General features: G+C 76.3%; 13 protein-coding genes. 6 read left to right on the top strand and 7 right to left on the bottom strand.

Annotated elements, in window-relative coordinates:
- Positions 1-27: 27 nt before the first annotated feature.
- Positions 28-1,227 carry a hypothetical protein gene (locus UIS43_RS06655; protein WP_358454594.1) on the bottom strand — a complete coding sequence of 400 codons (1,200 nt, stop codon included), beginning with the start codon at positions 1,225-1,227 and terminating at the stop codon, positions 28-30.
- Positions 1,228-1,343: 116 nt separating this feature from the next.
- On the opposite strand from UIS43_RS06655, the gene UIS43_RS06650 reads away from it, so the two are divergent.
- Both UIS43_RS06650 and UIS43_RS06645 read left to right on the top strand, forming a co-directional pair.
- Positions 1,344-1,940, top strand: a complete 597-nt coding sequence (locus tag UIS43_RS06650; RefSeq protein ID WP_071622287.1) for a histidine phosphatase family protein — start codon at positions 1,344-1,346, stop codon at positions 1,938-1,940.
- A gap of 136 nt (positions 1,941-2,076) precedes the next feature.
- Entirely contained in the window at positions 2,077-3,450 is a 1,374-nt protein-coding gene (locus tag UIS43_RS06645) for an SLC13 family permease (protein WP_370012765.1), read from the top strand.
- A gap of 169 nt (positions 3,451-3,619) precedes the next feature.
- Here UIS43_RS06645 and UIS43_RS06640 read toward each other — a convergent pair whose 3' ends face one another.
- A complete protein-coding gene (locus UIS43_RS06640) occupies positions 3,620-4,324 on the bottom strand; it encodes a FadR/GntR family transcriptional regulator (protein ID WP_013153631.1) in 705 nt (234 codons plus the stop codon).
- A gap of 197 nt (positions 4,325-4,521) precedes the next feature.
- Here UIS43_RS06640 and UIS43_RS06635 point away from each other — a divergent pair, with 197 nt between their 5' ends.
- Positions 4,522-6,015, top strand: coding sequence for a carboxyl transferase domain-containing protein (locus UIS43_RS06635; RefSeq protein WP_358454600.1), 1,494 nt, complete (start codon positions 4,522-4,524; stop codon positions 6,013-6,015).
- A gap of 57 nt (positions 6,016-6,072) precedes the next feature.
- The gene (locus UIS43_RS06630) at positions 6,073-7,275 is read left to right on the top strand and encodes a CaiB/BaiF CoA-transferase family protein (RefSeq protein WP_013153629.1); all 1,203 of its coding nucleotides are present in this window, start codon (positions 6,073-6,075) and stop codon (positions 7,273-7,275) included.
- Positions 7,276-7,476: 201 nt separating this feature from the next.
- Here the strand turns inward: UIS43_RS06630 and UIS43_RS06625 are convergent, their stop codons facing one another.
- Positions 7,477-9,393: a hypothetical protein gene (locus UIS43_RS06625; protein ID WP_370012763.1), complete on the bottom strand. Its 1,917-nt coding sequence runs from the start codon at positions 9,391-9,393 to the stop codon at positions 7,477-7,479.
- Between the two features lie 230 nt (positions 9,394-9,623).
- Here UIS43_RS06625 and UIS43_RS06620 point away from each other — a divergent pair, with 230 nt between their 5' ends.
- Positions 9,624-10,079 (top strand): GNAT family N-acetyltransferase, encoded by a 456-nt coding sequence (locus UIS43_RS06620; RefSeq protein ID WP_013153627.1) that lies wholly within the window; start codon positions 9,624-9,626, stop codon positions 10,077-10,079.
- A gap of 54 nt (positions 10,080-10,133) precedes the next feature.
- On the opposite strand, the gene UIS43_RS06615 is transcribed toward UIS43_RS06620, so the two are convergent.
- From UIS43_RS06615 to UIS43_RS06600, 4 genes are all read right to left on the bottom strand, one after another.
- Positions 10,134-11,696 carry a hypothetical protein gene (locus UIS43_RS06615; protein WP_370012761.1) on the bottom strand — a complete coding sequence of 521 codons (1,563 nt, stop codon included), beginning with the start codon at positions 11,694-11,696 and terminating at the stop codon, positions 10,134-10,136.
- Between the two features lie 202 nt (positions 11,697-11,898).
- Positions 11,899-13,053: an AAA family ATPase gene (locus UIS43_RS06610; RefSeq protein ID WP_013153625.1), complete on the bottom strand. Its 1,155-nt coding sequence runs from the start codon at positions 13,051-13,053 to the stop codon at positions 11,899-11,901.
- Complete coding sequence (locus tag UIS43_RS06605; protein WP_370012760.1) at positions 13,037-13,822, bottom strand: RNA ligase family protein; 786 nt, start codon at positions 13,820-13,822, stop codon at positions 13,037-13,039. The genes UIS43_RS06610 and UIS43_RS06605 overlap by 17 nt, the downstream gene beginning before the upstream one ends.
- A 222-nt stretch (positions 13,823-14,044) precedes the next feature.
- Positions 14,045-15,367, bottom strand: coding sequence for a DUF2786 domain-containing protein (locus tag UIS43_RS06600; RefSeq protein WP_358454605.1), 1,323 nt, complete (start codon positions 15,365-15,367; stop codon positions 14,045-14,047).
- 320 nt (positions 15,368-15,687) lie between these two features.
- Here UIS43_RS06600 and UIS43_RS06595 point away from each other — a divergent pair, with 320 nt between their 5' ends.
- Positions 15,688-17,190 (top strand): cytochrome P450, encoded by a 1,503-nt coding sequence (locus UIS43_RS06595; RefSeq protein ID WP_013153622.1) that lies wholly within the window; start codon positions 15,688-15,690, stop codon positions 17,188-17,190.
- The last annotated feature ends 69 nt before the right edge of the window (positions 17,191-17,259 follow it).

The following is a 17,259-nucleotide window of genomic DNA, read 5'->3' as shown; positions in this document are numbered from 1 at the left end:
CCCGCGACGCCCCGCCCGCGCGCCGGATCAGCCCGCCGCCGGACCGCCCGGCCCCGAGCGCAGTCCGAAGGGCACCCCGAAACCGGTCAGCCAGCCGTCCTCGGCCAGCAGGCGGAACGCCTCGTGGGTGACGTCGTGGTCGGGCGCCTGGCGCGGCGGCCACCCGAAGGCCCCGGCCACCGCCGACCAGCTGGGGCCGTGCCCGTGCTCCTCCCGGTAGCCGTCCACCCAGCGGGCCACCCGCTCCCCGCGGCCCGAGACCAGCTCACGGGCGCGGTCGGCCACGGGCACGTCCAGCGGCGTGGTCGCCGGTGCGGTGTCCGGCGGCGTCGGTTCCGGGAGGGGCACGTAGGCCAGCGGCAGGGTGACCTCGGTGAGGGAGGCCACCACGGCGCCGCCGTCCACGCCCAGGCCCTCGACCCAGGAGATCTCCGTCAGCCACGCCAGCAGCTCCGCCAGCTCGTCGGTGCCGGACAGGGCGCAGGAGTTCACGATGTCCGCGGCCGGGACGCGGATCCGGCCGTCGGGCTCGGCCCACAGGGCCAGGTAGGCCCCCACGAGCCGGAGCCGGTTGGGCTTCTTGCGCATCTTCTTGTGGGCGAGGGTGCGCGAGAGCCAGCCCGAGGCCCGCGACCGGACGCCGTTGCCCAGCTTCCAGGTGTTGCCGTCCAGGCTCGGCAGGGCGCACCGGGCCGGGTTCGCGGCGTCGGACTCGATCACCGTCTCCGGCGTCGTGCCCAGCCACCCCGAGGAGGTCAGGTCGCTCAGGGCGGCGTGGGCGTCCTCCAGGCGCAGGATGCGCAGGTCCTGGCCGGTGAAGTTCGCCCAGCCCTTCAGCGCGCCCCGCAGGGTGAAGGCGAGGGCGAGCAGGCGGCTGTCGGGGGAGGAGCCCGCGCCCTCGGAGGCCACGCGCTCCCACAGCTCGCGGAAGAACTCCGCGTGGTGGGGGCCCATCCGCGGCACGCGCCTGCGGTCGGCCGGGATCTTCTCCTGGGGCCTGCGCCTGGCCTCCTCCAGGGCGCGCTTCCTCGCTTTCTTGGCCTTCTTCGCCTCGGAGTTGGTCAGCCGCTCGGGCGCGCCCCCCGGCGGCACGCTGATGCCCTGCTCCTTGCAGCGCGCGCACTCCATGGCCGCGGCCAGGTCCTCGTTGGGCCGGTGGAAACGGGGCTGGGGGATCTCGTCGGGAAGGGGATCCCGCACGTCGCTGGTGGCGGTGTGCTGCGTCATGGTCAGGAGCGTAGCGACGAAAGCTCCGCCGTGTCCGGCGTCCGGCGGATTCGCGCCCCGGGCTCACGGCCGGGGCGCAGGAGTTTGCCGTCCCCTTCCGGGGCAGGAAGAGAGCCATGGGCGACATGGTGCTGATCAGGCACGGACAGACCGAGTGGAGCCGTACGCGGCGCCACACCGGACTCACCGACATCCCCCTGACCGAGGAGGGGGAGCGGCAGGCGCGGGCGCTGCGTCCGGTGCTGGCCGCGCGCGAGGTCGGCCGGGTGGTGACCAGCCCGCTGCGGCGGGCCGCGCGCACCGCCGAACTGGCCGGGCTGCGCGTGGACGAGACCGACCCCGACCTGACCGAGTGGGACTACGGCGGCTACGAGGGGATCACCACCGCCGACATCCAGGCCGGACGACCCGGTTGGTACCTGTGGCACGACGGGATCGTGCCGGGCGGCCCGGGGCATCCGGGGGAGAGCGTGGAACAGGTGGGGGAGCGCGTCGACCGGGTCCTGGACCGGCTGACGCCCCTGCTCGACGGCGGGGGAGGGGCCGACGTGGTGCTGGTGGCGCACAGCCACGTCCTGCGGGTGCTCACCGCGCGCTGGCTGGGCCTGCCGCCCGCCGAGGGGGCGCTGTTCCGGCTGGAGACGGCCACGGTGAGCACGCTGGGCCATGAGCACGGCCGCCCGGTGCTCACCTCGTGGAACGTGCCGACCTGAATAGAGGGGGTTTCCAGCGCCGGGAGCGGGGATCGTGCGGCCGGAGGGCTTGACAGGAGACCTAAAGGCCTATTGGCTAGGCCACTAGCCTTATGGTCCAGATCACAGTCCCAACTGTCCCTCTGATCGGTATGTCATGACCCCTCAGCTTCTCACCATCCTCGTCCTTCTGGCGATGTTCGTCATCGCCACCGTCCTGCCGATCAACATCGGCGCGCTGGCCTTCGTCGCGGCCTTCATGGTCGGGCTCCTGGTCCTCGGGATGGACGCCGACGCGGTCCTCGGCGGGTTCCCCGCCGACCTCTTCCTCACCCTGGTCGGTGTCACCTACCTCTTCGCCATCGCGAAGAACAACGGGACGATCGACCTGCTCGTACGCGGCGCCACCCGCATGGTCGGCGGCCGGGTGGCCGCGATCCCGTGGATCATGTTCGGCATCTCCGCCGTGCTGACGGGTGTGGGCGCGCTCGGTCCGGCGGCCGTGGCGATCGTCGCGCCGATCGCGCTGAGCTTCGCCGCCCGGTACCGGATCAACCCGCTGCTGATGGGCATGATGGTGGTCCACGGCGCCCAGGGGGGCGGTTTCTCCCCGGTCAGCGTCTACGGCGTGACGGTGAACGGGATCGTCGCCGACAGCGGGCTCTCGGTATCCCCCATCACGCTGTTCCTCGGCAGCCTGATCTTCAACCTGGGCATCGCGTTGATCCTGTTCGTCTCGCTGGGCGGCAACCGCCTCTTCGGCGTCCGCGCGCACGAGGCCGAGGCCGTCACCGAGGCCGCCCGCACCTCCGGCGGCTCGGGGTCCGGGTCGGTCGCGCTGGCCACCGGCGGTCCCGCCGACACCTCCGCCGGGAGCGGGGCGGACGGCAGCGCGGCGGCCGGGAGCGGCGAGGCCGCCTCCGAGGGCACCCCGGTCCGGTTCGAGCAGATCGCCACCCTGCTGGGCATCGTCGCGCTGGGCGTCCTGGCCCTGGGCGTGGGCCTGGACGTCGGCTTCGTCGCCCTGACCGTCAGCGTGGTGCTGGCGCTGATCGCGCCGCAGTCGCAGAAGAACGTACTCTCCCAGATCAGCTGGTCCACGGTCCTGCTGATCACCGGCATGCTGACCTTCGTCGGCGTCATGGAGAGCGCGGGGACCATCGAGTACGTCGGCGACGGGGCGGCCAGCCTGGGCGCTCCGCTCCTGGTGGCACTGCTGCTGTGCTACATCGGCGCCGTCGTGTCGGCCTTCGCCTCCTCGACCGCGATCCTGGGCGCGACCATCCCGCTGGCCATCCCGTTCCTGCTCATGGGCGACATCAGCGCGACCGGCGTGATCGTGGCCCTGGCCATCTCCTCCACCATCGTCGACGTCAGCCCCTTCTCCACCAACGGCGCCCTGGTGCTGGCCAACGCGACCGGAGTGGACCCGTCCCGCTTCTACCGCCAGATGCTCGTCTACAGCGGCATCGTGGTCGTGGTGGGTCCGCTGGTCGCCTGGGGCGTGCTGGTGGTGCCGGGACTGCTGTGACGGCAGCGCCTTTCGAGGGCGGCTGGGACCGCTCGGCGGCCCCGGGAACGTGAGGGGTCCGGTCCGCCGGACCCCTCAGCGCCTGTCGGCGCCCGCCTCCGCCGCCCCATGACCGGGGCGGCGGTGCCCAGGTGGCCTGAAGGCCTGACCTGTGCGCCACTGGACCGGTTCAGGGGGTGACCGGGGCGGCCCCGTTGACGGCGGAGACCAGCAGGAGGTGGTCGCGCATCGCGTCGGCGGCCGCCTTGGGGTCGCCCGAGCGGATCGCCGAGGCGATGCGCTCGTGCCCGTCGAGCGAGGCCCGGGGCCGGTCCGGCTGCGACAGCGACTCCAGGCGGGTCTCCCGGATCATCGGGGCGATCTCGTTCATCATCCGCGCCAGCAGGCGCGAGCGCGCGGCCGTGGTGATCGCCGCGTGGAAGCGCTCGTCGCCGGTGACGCCGCGGTCGCCGTTGGCCACCTCCTGGCGCATCAGCTCCAGGGCGGCCTCGATCGCGACCAGGTCCTCGGGCGTGCGGCGTACGGCGGCCAGCTCCGTCAGCTTGACCTCCAGCGCCTGACGGGCCTCGATGATCTCCGCGCGCCGGTTGGCCCGGTCGCGCAGGAGGGCGAGAACACCCTGCTCGGAGACGGTCTGGCGGATGATCGCGCCGTCCCCGTGCCGCACCTCGATGACCCCCTGGACCTCCAGCGCCACCAGCGCCTGGCTCACCGAGGCCCGGCTCACCTCCAGCGCGACGGCCAGTTCGCGCTCGGGCGGGAGGCGGTCGCCCACGCCCAGACCGGCGTCCCGCATGTGTTCCACGAGACGCTCCACGAGCTGCTCGTACAGGCGCGGGCGCGCCGGGGGCCGGGGTCGGGGCTTGGTAGGCACGCTCGCTGGCTCCTGGTCCTCGGATCTGACTGTGCTGAGGGACTTCCAGGCTAGAGCATCCCGTCGGCGGACTCCCGGGATCGGCGCATCGGACCTCCCCGCGATCGGGTGCGACGGGGGCTTCACAAAACGTGCCGTTTCGTGCCACCCTGACGTGAGGCCTAGTGGCCTAGCCACTGAACCATTTGGAGGTTGCTGTGGAGACCCGCGACACCGCCCGGGAGCTTTTGGACCGCACGCTCGACGCGGGATCCCACGTCTCCTGGGACGAGGCGCCCCTGGACGTGGACCCCGACCCCGCCTACGCCGACGCGCTCACCCGGGCGCGGGCCGCCACCGGGTGCGACGAGGCGGTCCTGACGGGGGAGGGGCGGCTGCACGGCCGCCGCGTCGCCGTCGTGGCCAGCGAGTTCGGCTTCCTCGCCGGGTCCGTGGGGCTCGCCGCAGCCGCGCGCATCGTCGCCGCCGTCGAACGCGCCACCGCCGAGCGGCTCCCCCTGCTGGCCGCCCCGGCCTCGGGCGGCACCCGCATGCAGGAGGGCACCCCCGCCTTCGTGGCCATGGCGGCGATCACCGCCGCCGTCACCGCGCACAAGGCCGCCGGACTGCCCTACCTCGTCTACCTGCGCCACCCCACCACCGGGGGCGTCCTGGCCTCCTGGGGGTCGCTCGGACACCTCACCGCCGCCGAACCCGGAGCGCTCGTCGGCTTCCTGGGCCCCCGCGTCTACGAGGCGTTGCACGGCGCACCGTTCCCCGAGGGCGTCCAGCGCGCGGAGAACCTCCAGCGGCACGGCCTCGTCGACGCCGTCCTGCCCCCCGACCGGCTCAGGGACGCCGCCGGGCTCGCCCTCGACGTCCTGCTCGACCGCCCGGACCCCGCCACGCCCCCGCCGCCGCCCGCCGAACCCGAGTCCCCCGCCCCCGTCTGGGACTCGGTGACCCGCTCCCGCCGCAAGGAGCGCCCGGGCGTGCGCGAGCTGCTCCGGCACGCGGCCAGCCACGTGGTGCGCCTGCGCGGCAGCGGCGAGGGCGAGGCCTCCCCCGCCCTGGTCACCGCGCTGGCCCGGTTCGGCGGCAGGCCCTGCGTCCTGGTCGGCCAGGACCGGTCCCGCCAGAGCGCCGAACAGCCCATGGGGCCGGACGCGCTGCGCGAGGCCCGCCGGGGCATGCGCCTGGCCGCCGAACTGCGGCTGCCCCTGGTCACCGTCATCGACACCCCCGGCGCCGCGCTCTCCGCCGACGCCGAGGAGCGGGGGACGGCCGGTCAGATCGCCCGCTGCCTGGCCGAGATGACCTCCCTGGCCGCCCCCACCGTCTCGGTCCTGCTGGGGGAGGGCACCGGCGGAGGCGCGATCGCGCTCCTGCCCGCCGACCGCGTCCTGTGCGCCCAGCACGCCTGGCTCGCCCCGCTGCCGCCCGAGGGGGCCAGCGCGATCGTCCACCGCACCCCCGACCGCGCCGGGGAGCTGGCCGAGGCCCAGGGCATCGGCTCCGCCGACCTGCGCGCCCGCGGACTCGTGGACCGGGTGGTCCCCGAGTTCGGCGACGCGGCCGACGAGGACGGCGCGTTCTGCGCGCGCATGGGGGAGGCGATCGCCCGCGAACTCGCCGCGGTCCAGCCGAGCGGTGACGCCGAACCGCCCGCGGGGCGCGCCGCGCGCTACCGCCGCCTGTGCGCCGCGCCCTGAGCGCACCGCCCAGGACACGAACACCGGAGCAGTACCCATCACCAGGAGGTAGGGAACGTGGACCGCTCGCAAGGGCCGCTCAAGGGGATCGTGGTCATCGACCTGTCACGGGCGCTGGCCGGACCGCACGCGGCCATGCTGCTGGGAGACCTCGGCGCGCGGGTGATCAAGGTCGAGCAGCCCGGCAGGGGGGACGAGACGCGCGGGTGGGGCCCGCCGTTCGTCGGGCCGGAGGAGGAGCGCGTCAGCACCTACTTCCTGTCCTGCAACCGCAACAAGGAGTCCATCGAACTGGACCTGAAGTCCGAGGACGGCGTGGAGCAGCTGACCCGGCTCGTGCGCGCCGCCGACGTCCTGGTGGAGAACTTCCGCCCCGGCGTCCTGGACCGGCTCGGGTTCCCCGCCGACCGCCTGGAGGAGCTCAACCCCCGCCTGGTGGTCTGCTCCATCAGCGGGTTCGGGCACGACGGACCCGAGGGCGGACGGGCGGGCTACGACCAGATCGCCCAGGGCGAGGCCGGTCTGATGAGCCTGACCGGCCCCTCGCCCAAGGAACCGACCAAGACGGGCGTGGCCATCGGCGACCTGCTCGCCGGGATGAACGGCGCCCAGGGGGTGCTCGCCGCGCTCCTGGAGCGCGAGCGCACCGGGCGCGGCCGGGTGGTGCGCACCTCGCTGCTGTCCTCGATCGTGGGCGTGCACGCCTTCCAGGGGACCCGGTGGACGGTCGGGCGCGAGGTGCCCACCGCCCTGGGCAACCAGCACCCCTCCATCGCCCCCTACGGCGCCTTCGCCTGCATGGACGGCATGCTCCAGGTGGCGGTGGGCGGCGAGGCGCAGTGGGAGCGCTTCGCCGGACTGCTCGGACTGGACCCCCGAGACCCCAGGTTCGCCGACAACGCCTCCCGGGTGGAGCACCGCGAGGAGCTGATCGCCGAGGTGGAGGCGGTGCTGGGGCAGGGCACGCGCGACGAGTGGCTGCGCCGGATCGGTGAGGTGGGGGTGCCCTGCGGCGCGGTGCGCACCATCGACCAGGTCTACGAGTGGGAGCAGACGCGCTCCCAGGGGCTGCTGCTGGAGGTGGAGCACCCGGTGCTCGGCCCGATCGAACTGCCCGGGTCCGCGCTGCGCTTCGACCCCGTGGACGACGAGGCGCAGCAGCCCTCCGGCACGGGCCACCTGCCGCCGCCCGCCCTGGGCGAGCACAACGACGCGGTCCGGGCCTGGCTCGACGAGGTCGAGGCCCAACCGGCCGGATAGACCGCGCGCCGACCACCGCGACAGCCATGCGGACGGCCGCGCCGGAGCCCTCGGGCGCCGGCGCGGCCGTCCGGCGTCGGTGCGCATGGCCGACCACATCGTCGTGCTCGACCGGGGCCGGGTGGTGGAACAGGGCGGCCACGCCGAACTGCTGGCCGCCGACGGGCTCTACCGTGAGCTGTGGGACCTCCAGGCCAGCGACTACCGCTTCGCCGAGGAGGGCGAACCGGCGGCCCGACCCGGAGGAGGGTCGCGCACGGGTCCGGGACCGGCGCCGCCTCGCGGGTTCCGGGCCCGTGCGCCCCGGGTGTGGAGGGCGTCGGGAGCACCGGCCGCCGGGCACCAGCGCCGGTAGGGGCAGTCCAGGCAGGCCTCGCCCGGAGCGGGCGGGTGGGAGGTGTCGCCGTGCCAGGGCCCGGCGAGTTCGTGCACCACCCGCCGGGCCAGGGCCCGTACCCGTGCCGACCCCGGGTCCAGCGACCGTACGGACGCGCCCCGGGGACTGAGGACCTCCAGTTCCACGGCCGAGTCCGGGCCCGCGGGCAGGGCGCCGCAGGCGAAGAGCCCCACCGCCAGGGCCAGCCGGGGCTCCGCCGCCAGCAGCGCCTCCTCGTCCCCGAAGAGCGCGCCTCCGGCGAGGGCGGGAGCAGCGCCCCCGTTCCGGCAGGGAGCGTTCCCGCCCGGGGAAGGCCGGGCCTCCGCCGGAGCGGGCCCGCCCCCCGCCGGGGCTGACGCGTCGTCGTCGGTGGTGGTGACGGAGCGGTGGACCCAGGACCGGCCCCGGTGGTGGAGCACCTCGGCCCTGGCCAGAACCAGGACGTCGGCCCGCGTGTCGTCGGCGGCCAGCCTGTGGCCCACCCGCACGTGGCTGCCCGAGGCCAGCCCGCGCAGCGGACAGACCCCGACGTGCGCGGCGATCATGGCTGCCCCCAGGCGCGCCTGCCCGCCCTCCAACCGCCACCTCCCGGCGGACCAGGACGAGCGGTCCCCGGGCAGGTCCCCGGCCGTGCAGGGCCTTCGGGGCAGACGCCGGTGCAGCCGCTCCAGCCAGGCGCGCACGGCGCGGTCGCGCCGCAGCCGCGCCGGTTCGGCACCGGGGTCCGCGGGCAGGCCCAGGGCGTGGAAGTGCGCCCGGGCGGGACAGCCCCGGTGGCGCAGCCCCAGGGAGACCGACCAGGAGCGCCGGGGCCACGGTCCGCCGCCCGCGCCGAGCAGCCCCGGCGCGCGCGGCAGCCGACCGCAGCCGCGGCGCCCCGCACAGGCCAGGCAGTCCCGGCCGGGGGAGCGGGCCCCGCCCACCAGGGCCGAGCGCAGCCCCTCGCGGCCCGTAGAGGCGAAGGCCTCCCCGGCCTCGGCGGCCGAACCGTCGTAGAGGACGGCGGTGGAGGAGTCCAGGCAGGAGGTCTCCACCACGCGCACCCGGTCCGGCGGCCGGGCGTCGGCGCCGCCGCGGTGCCCGCGCATCGGGTAGGGGGCGCCGCCCCGGTACCGCCCGGGCCGCGCCGCGCAGGCGTCGCGGTCCACCGGGGTCCCGGTGGCGAGCACGTACGCGGCCACCGCCACCTCCGCCCGCGGGCGGGCCTGCTCACCGGCCGCGCCCGCGACCGGGATGCGCAGCTCCCGCACCCGTTCCGACCCCTGCGCGTAGGCGTACCTGCGGCCCCGGGCGCACAGCTCGTAGGGCCGGGAGTTGGGGGAGCCGGGCACGGGCAGGTACTGGCGGACCCAGAAGTCGAACACCGGCGCGCGGTGCGGGCCGTCGCGCCCGCCGTCCCCGGCCAGGGCCTCCAGGTAGCACCGCGCGGCGTGCCGGACCCAGACCAGCAGCCCCGGGTGCGGCGGCGCGGGGCGCCCGCCCGGGAGGGCCCGGCCCGGCCCCCTCGGCGCGGACAGGCGTGCGCAGGCCTCCTCCAGCGCCATGCCCGCGTGCTCGACCAGGTCCAGGACGGCCTCCAGAACCGCCCCGGGAGTGTCGCGCGGAGGCGGGTCCGCGCCGAGGGACGGGTCGGCGCTGAACCGGCGGTGCGCAGGGCATCCCCCCGCGGCCAGCGCCGCGGAGCCGCTGAAGACGCGGACGGTCGGTGTCGGAACGGGTTCCCCCGTGGTGTGGTCGGGCACGGTCGCCTCCCCTCACCAGAAGGGTGGCACGATCGCGGTCGCGCCGCCGGAGGCCTGTGGACAACTCCGCCCGGGGCGTCCGGCGTGTCCGGAGCGGGGGATAAACCTCCGTAAAGAGTCACTCACGGTGACGTTTTCGACGCTCCGGGTGGTGCGGCGATCAACGGCGGGGAGCCCTCCCATCATGTTGAATGACGTCCATGATCGTGCGTCGAGTACTTCCTGATGAGATGAACGCCGTCAGTGAGCTGCGCCTGACGGCCTACACGGCCGACGGCCTCATGGACGTGAACCCGGCCTACGTCGAGACGCTCCGGCTCCTGGGCACGGACGGCCGCGGCGAGATCCTGGTCGCCGCCGACGAGAACCGGCTCCTGGGGACGGCCGTGTTCGAGCCCTGGTCTCCGGAGAGCGAGATCGCCCGCAACGCCGACGAGGCCGAGATCCGCGCCTTCGCCGTCGCTCCCGAGGCGCGGGGGCGCGGCGTGGGGCGCGACCTGGTCAACGCGCTCGTCGAGCGCGCCCGTGAGGAGGGGGTCTCCCGACTGCTGGTGGCCACCCTGCCCGAGATGGTCTCGACCCAGTACGTCTACCGCGCCCGCGGTTTCGAGCGGGTGCCCGAGCGCGACTGCGTCCCGCTGCCCGGCGTCGAGACGCTCGTCCACGAACTGGTCGTCAAGGCCTGAGCCCGCGCACGCCCGTCCTCCCGCCCCGGCCCGGGGCGGGGGAGGGGACACCGCTCAGGGGGTGACCGGGGCGGGGCGCAGCCGCCGCGCGGCCTCGGCCAGGGGCGCGCCCAGCGCCCCCTCCGCCAGCAGGTCCAGCACCGTGTCCGAGGCCGGGTGGCCCGTCAGCCACACGGTGCGGACGAACCCCTCCGCGCATCCGGCGTACCTGTCCCGGTCCCGGCCGGGCAGGAGCCCGCCGCCCTCCAGCAGGATCGCGTAGTCGTCCAGCACCGCCCAGACCTCCTGGTGCGACGTGGGCGTCCCCGCGGCCCCGCCGCGCAGCCGCCGGGCCCACCCGCCCAGGACGGGGTGGTGCACGTACAGATCCAGCACCGGGGCCAGGTCCTCCTCCAGGGAGGCGAGCACCCGGGCCACCCGCTCACGCAGGCGCCAGGAACCGGGGGCGTCGCAGGCCTCCAACAGGCCGCACACCGCGCTCTCGGTGTCGCGGGCGGCCACCCACCGCTCCAGCAGGCGCTCGGTGTCCACCGGACGGCCCCGTTCCGCCAGGGCGAGCACCTCCTCGGCGTCCATCCCGGACAGGGGCCGGGCCAGCGCGATGTCGGCCCCGGTCTGGCGCAGCTGGCGCACCATGAAGTGGTCGCCGAGGCCCGTGACGCGGAACCGGCCGCCGCCGACCCGGCGGACCGCGCCCAGGTCCTCCAGCGTCTCCAGCACCTGGCGCACGTGTTCCACCGGGTCCTCCCCGCGCAGGGCGATCCCGGGCCCGTACACGGTCACCAGCTGCGCGGGCGTGCGCGCGTCCCCGTGCACGAACAGGTCGGTGAGCAGCAGGAACGCCGTGACCCCGCGCAGGTCGGTCATGGCCAGCAGGGCGTCGGCCCAGGCGTCGGCGGCCGCCCCCGGCACACCGTCCCGCCAGGCCCGCGCCGCCCGGCCGGGCAGCACCCGGGTGTAGGTGGTGCGCAGCAGACCCGCGTCCCTGGCCACGGCGAACAGCGCGGCCACCCTCGCGGGCGCGACCCCCAGGTCGGCGGCGGCCCGGGCGGTGTCGTCCGGGGTGAGGGCGTCGTCCCCCCCGGAGCAGAGGGGCCTTCCCCCACCCGTCCACACCGCCAGCCGCGCGGCGTCGGACAGGGGGCGGCACCGGCGCGCCGCCGCGTCCAGGTCGGCCGGATCCGCCGGGACGACCGTCGGCAGCGCCTCGGGAGCGCCGTCCGCGCCGACGCCGAGCCGGTCCAGGAGCGGTAGGGCGGCACTGTCGGTCCGGTCCTCGGGCGGCGGCGGACCGCCGGGCGCCAGGTCGACCGTGGCGATGGCGGCGCGCAGGCGGCGCGGGCTCTCCGCGGACAGTAACCGGTCCTGGTCGACCAGGAAGTCGCACCAGGTCAGCCAGGTGTCCCTGAGACTGTCGGGCACGCGGTCCCAGACGCGGACGGTACGGGCGATGTCGTGGACGTCGGCGGTGGACCAGTCCCCGGGGTCGGGAGCGCCGGCGTCCAGGTGGGCGGCCAGCAGGAAGAGCAGGCTGTCGGTGTTCAGGACGGGCCGGGGCTCGATGGTCCCGGCCCAGTCCAGGCACGCGTGCACGGCGGAGTAGATGCGCTCAGTCATTGACATACCACCCGAAGTGCCGTGAGCCACTGAAACGGGATCAGACTAACCGCGGGTCGCGGGCCCGCGCGGAAGAACGCCGAAATCACCCCTGTCCCCCGGCGAAGGCCGTCCGAAGCGGGGGAGGAGGCCGCCTACGCACGCCGAAGCACCGGTCCGGGGCCGCTCGCACCCGCGGGGCCGCCCCCGGCCCGGCGGAGCCTCAGGCGCTGGTCCACCGCAGGAGCCGGTGCGCCTCGGTCGGGTCCGGGCACTCCCAGCGCCGTACCAGGCGCTCCACGGCGGCGGCCGGGACCGGCGCCCGCCTGCGGTCCAGGCGGGCCCGCAGCACCCGGGGCGGGGCCTCGACCGAGACGATCTCCACGCGCGCCCGGTAGGCGGCCGCCAGATCCACGCACTGGTCGCGCAGCGACCGCGAGACGTTGGTGGCGTTCCACACGAACGACCGCCCCGCGCGCAGGTGCTCGCGTGCGCGCGCGTGCGCGGCCGCCGCCACCGGCCGCTGGTCGGCGGTCGGGCGCACGCCCAGCTCGGCGCGCAGCGCGTCCAGGCTCACCACCGGCACGCCCGGCCGCTCGCGCGCGATCCAGGTGTCCTTGCCCGCACCCGGCAGCCCCGACATGACGGTCACCGTCATCCGGGTGTCGTCGTGGGCGGCGTAGTCCGGGTCGCGGTCGGGCTTGCGGAAGAACCAGAACCGGGCGTGGTCGGAGGGGAACCCCCTCGGCCGGTCCAGGCACCGCTGCTCCCGGCAGTACTCGCCGTACAGCCCGATGTTCTCCAGGACCTCCGCGGTGTCGCCGCAGCGGCGGCCCAGGATGTCGGCGGTGGCCAGGAGCACCAGGTCGTCGTTGCGCGCCACCAGGCTCACCCGGAACGCGATGCGGCGCAGGTCCGGGCGCTCCAGCGCCCAGAACGGCACCTGGTGGTGGCGCACCAGGGCCGCCACGTGCTCGCGCCAGCGCACCGCCTCCAGCGGCGAGGCGGCGGCCCCGGGTTCGGCCGCGGCCTCCCACAGCAGCCGGCGCGCCAGGAGGTCCCCGCGCCGCGAGTGGCCGTGCGCGGTCACCCGGCCGTCCTCCTCCCGGCGGGTGCACAGCGGTTTGGCGACGTCGTGCAGCAGCACGGCGGCGAACAACCGCTCCCGCTCCGCGGCGGGGCGGGACCGCCACGCGGGCAGCTCGGCCAGCGCCTCGCACGCCATGCGGGTGTGCGTCTCCACGTCCCCCTCGGCGTGGTGCACCGGATCCTGTTCCACCCCGGCCAGGTCGCGCACCCACGGGAGGGCCTCGCGCACCCGCGCCCAGTCCAGGTCCCAGCGCGGCGGCGCCGGGCACAGCTCAGCGAACACCCGCATAGAGCACCTCCGGATCGGCCAGCCCGTTCGCTATCAGCGGCCGGTCCAGCCAGTGCGTTCCCGAGTCCAGGACGGCGGAGGTGAACCCCGGGCGCACCCACTTGTACCGGTCCACCGTGCGGCCGCCCTCCTCGACCTTGACGTAGAGCCCCTCCATGAGGTCGGAGCCGTCGCTCTCGGCCAGGGCGCGGCCGGGGTCGGCGCCCGCCGCCCCCGCCGCCTCGGCCAGGGCCCCGCGCCAGCCGGGGGTGCGGCAGGTGGAGGGGCCCACCAGGCGGGTCAGGTCCGCCAACCGCTCCAGCGGACCGGTGTGCAGCACGGGCACCGACACCACCGGGGTGCCCTCCAGCAGCTCCCGGCGGCGCGGCGTGGACAGGAACGCGTCCTCGCGGGTGTCGAGGACGTCGAACTCGCAGAAAAGGTGCGGCAGCGCGTCGTAGAACACGGTGTGCTTGGCGTACAGCCACTCCCCGTACAGCACGTACCGCTCGCCCAGGCGCGGCCGCAGCAGCGGAGCCACGGTCGCCGCCCAGGCCTTGAACGGGGCGAAGTGCCGCTCGCGGGGGCCGCCGGTGAGGTAGTGGCCCCGGCTCTGGAGGCGCAGCTCGCCGCCGGGGCCGAAGCTGATCCCGGCGTTGGCGCCGTCCAGCTTCTCCTCCACCACCAGGTGGCGTCCGGCCAGCGCGGAGAAGGGCACGGCCGCCAGGTCGTGGTCGCCCCTCTGGAGGCGGGAGCCCCGGATGTGCCGGGTCCGCGGGTACTTGCGCATGGCCACGGTTGTACCGGTTCGTCCTGCCGCGCGGCCACCGGTTTTCGCCGCGTCGGCCGCCGGGGCCGCACCATGCGTCCTGCCGCTCCGCGGCCCGGCCGCGTCAGCCGCCCCGGAGGGCCGGTCCTCCCGTGTCGGTCGCACCGTCCCACCGGTCGCCCCAGCCGCTCCGCCGCCCGGCCCGACCGAGGGCACCGGCCTCCCGGCGTTGTCGCGGCGGGCTCAGCGGTCCGCGACGCGGCGGTGCGCGCCCAGGGACGCGGCGTCGGCCGCCGCCAGGCCCTCGTACCAGCCGTCCTCGCTGGCGGGCCCGCGCACCCGCGAGTAGGTCAGCTCGCCGAAGGCCTCGGCCACGGCGGCCTCCACCTCGCGCTCGCGGGCGGCGAACACCGGAACCAGGTCCGTGCCGGTCTCGGCCGCGGCGGCCTCCTCGGCGGAGCGGGCCGACTCCACCAGCCGCTCACCCACCCGCACCGAGAACGCGGACATGAACGAGGCGCGGAAGGCCCTGCCCGCCGCCCTGCCGGACCGGTCGCGCACCGAACCGCTGGCCCGCATCGCCGTCTCGGCCTGCACCAGCAGCGACGTGAACATCAGGTCCACCGCCTCCACGTCGCCCGGGAAGCCCATCACCGTGCACAGCCCCAGTTCCCGGTCCCACACGGCCCGGCAGTGGTTGGCCTCGGCGACCTCGTGCAGCAGCACCGCCTTGTGCTCGTCGTAGGGCGCGTCCACCGGCAGCCGCCGCCCCGAGGCGGCCTCCGACGCCTGCCCGGGTTCCTCGGCCAGCAGGGCGCGGTCGATGCTGTGCCGGGCCATCAGCTCCTGCGCGCGGGCGCTCAGCGCCTCCGCCTCGCTGGGGAACTCCGTGGACTCGGCCTTGGCCAGCAGCGCGCGCACGCGGGCCAGCTTGCCCTGGTCCACCGCCTCCGGGGTCCGCGCGGAGCCCTCGGGCCGCGGACGGAACGCCCCCGGCGGCGGGCACAGCCGGTGCAGCGGCGGCAGCACGCGCAGCGCGGCCAGCAGCCGCAGAGCCGTCTCCACCGCCTCGAAGCGCAGCAGCCCGTGCCCGGCGCCCACGTGCGCCAGGTAGTCCCCGGTGCCGCCCCAGGCCGGGGCGGCACCCAGTTCGCGCACCTGCGCGGTCCAGCGCGGGTCCACCGTGTCGGGGGAGTGGCGGTCGAGGTCGGCCGTCACCGCGTCGGCGCACACCGCCGCCGCCACCGGGTCCAGTACGCGGCCCGCCTGGCGGACCGTCTCGGCGGGCTGCCACCCGCGCGCCCACGCCGAGGCCACCCCCGCCAGGAGGGCGTCGCGGACGGCGCGGTCCGCCGCCCCGGCCCGCGCCGGGTCCTCGGCGTCGGCCAGGCGCGCGGCGGCCAGGTCCACGCCGCCGCCCTCCCGGCCGAGCACCAGCGCGTCGACCGCCTCCGAGACGACCCGCTCGGGGGAGTCCCCGGGCGCGGGACCGGCCCAGGGCTGGGCGCCCTGCCCGGCCGTGCGGCGGTCCCCGCCGCGCTGTCGCCCGCGGCCCTTCTTGCCCACGTGGTCCTCCGTTCGGCGCTGGTGTGCGACCAGCAGGCCATCCTACCCACCGGCGGGTCCGCGGCGGGCGGGCGCGAGCCCCGGGGAGAGGTGGCGGGGGACACCCCCGGCGCGGGGCGCCCCGGCCGGGGGAGGAAGGGGCGTGAACGTCACCGGTGCGCCGACACCTGCTCCTCTGGGCGACGTGAGCGGTAATCCCGCCTTGGCCCTCCGTGGCACCGGGTGCCCCGTCCGGAAAGGCGGAGCTTTCCTGCCCGAAGCACGGCGGAAACATGGGGCGCGTACCGTCGCCTCGCATCCGCAGCCACTGAGGAGCCTCCATGCGCCAGGGAACCGGGACCGACGGCCGCGACGACCCCCCGTCAGCGGGATCCGGCGGCGCCCGCTGCCCGGTCGCCCTCCCCCCGCGCGGGGACACCGGCGCCGACACGCCCTGGGACGCGCTGCGCGACCGCCACGGCGGCCTGGTCCCGGTCGAGGTGGGCCCGGGTGTGCCGGGATGGCTCCTGCTCGGCTACCGGGAGAACCTCCAGGCGCTGCGCGACCACACCCTCTTCTCCGCCGACCCGCGCCCGTGGGGCGCCGAGGACGCCGCGCCCGCCCGCAGCGCCGCCCTGGCCCGCGACGGCGAGGAGCACCGGCGGCTGCGCGCGGCCGTCGTCGACACCCTGGCCAGGGCGGACACGCCCCGTCTGGTCCCCGTGGTCGAACGCGCCGCCGTGCACCTGCTCGGCCGGGTCGCGGCCGACGGCGCCGCCGACCTCATCGGCGGGTTCGCCGCCCCGCTGCCCGCCCTGGTCCTCAACGAGCTCTTCGGACTGCCCGACGCCTACGGCCGCCTGCTGGCCGACCTGGCCCCGCGGCTGTGGAGCGGCGAACCCGACCGGGCCGGTCCCGCCGCCACCGCGGTCCGCTCCTACTTCGCGGGCCTGGTCGCGCGCAAACGCGCCGACCCCGGACAGGACATGGCCAGCTGGCTGCTCGCCCACCCCGCCGGGCTCACCGACGACGAGGCGGCGGGGGCGCTGGCGCTGCTGTGGGAGTCCGGGCACGAGCCCACCACCCACCTGATCGGCAACGCCCTGCTCCGGCTGCTGGAGGACCCGGGCGTGTGGACCGCCTACCTGGGCGGCACCCTCACCCCCGAGGACTTCATCGACTACGTGATGTGGACCGACTCCCCGATCCGGGTGCTCGGCGGGCGCTACCCGGTCGAGGACCTGAGCTTCTCCGGGGCTCGCGTCCGCAGGGGCGAGCCGCTGCTGCTGGGGTTGGCCTCCGCGCACACCGACCCGTCGGTGGCCCGCGGCGACGACGCGATGGCCCGGGCCGGAGACCGCTCCCACCTGTCCTGGGGCGCGGGCGCGCACCGCTGCCCCGCCACCGGCCTCACCCGCGAGCTGGCGCGCACCGCCATCGACACCGCCGTGGACCGGTTGCGCGGCATGGTCCTGGCTGTCGAGCCCGAGGAGCTGCGCTGGCGCGCGTCCCTGGCCGTGCACGGTCTGGAGGAGCTGCCGGTGTGGTTCACCGCCACCGGGGAGCGCGCCGGGTCCGACGCGCCGGTGCGCGAGCGCGCCCCGGCCCCGGTGACGCGGCGTCTGCGCAGGAAGCGCGGGCCCGCCCCGCGCGGGGCGCGCTACCAGGCGCCCCTGGCGGGTGAGGACGGCGAGCGGGCACGGGAGGAGCGGCCCGCGCCCGCCCCGCGGTCCCGCAGGGTCGCGCGCGGCGCCGGGGCCCGCTACCAGGCGCCGTTCGCCACGGAACGCGCCGACCCCGACGCCCTGGAGCGGCTGCTGGCGGCCTGGCGGTCGCGGGACTGACCGGCCGCGCGGGCGACCGCGGGCGTTCGGGCACGCGCGCGCCGCCGCGACCGGTCGCGGCGGGACCGG

Origin of the sequence: Nocardiopsis sp. LDBS0036 (assembly GCF_041228755.1) — a bacterium.
Taxonomy (GTDB): Bacteria; Actinomycetota; Actinomycetes; order Streptosporangiales; family Streptosporangiaceae; genus Nocardiopsis; species Nocardiopsis dassonvillei.
This window is presented reverse-complemented; position numbering and strand designations above follow the sequence as displayed.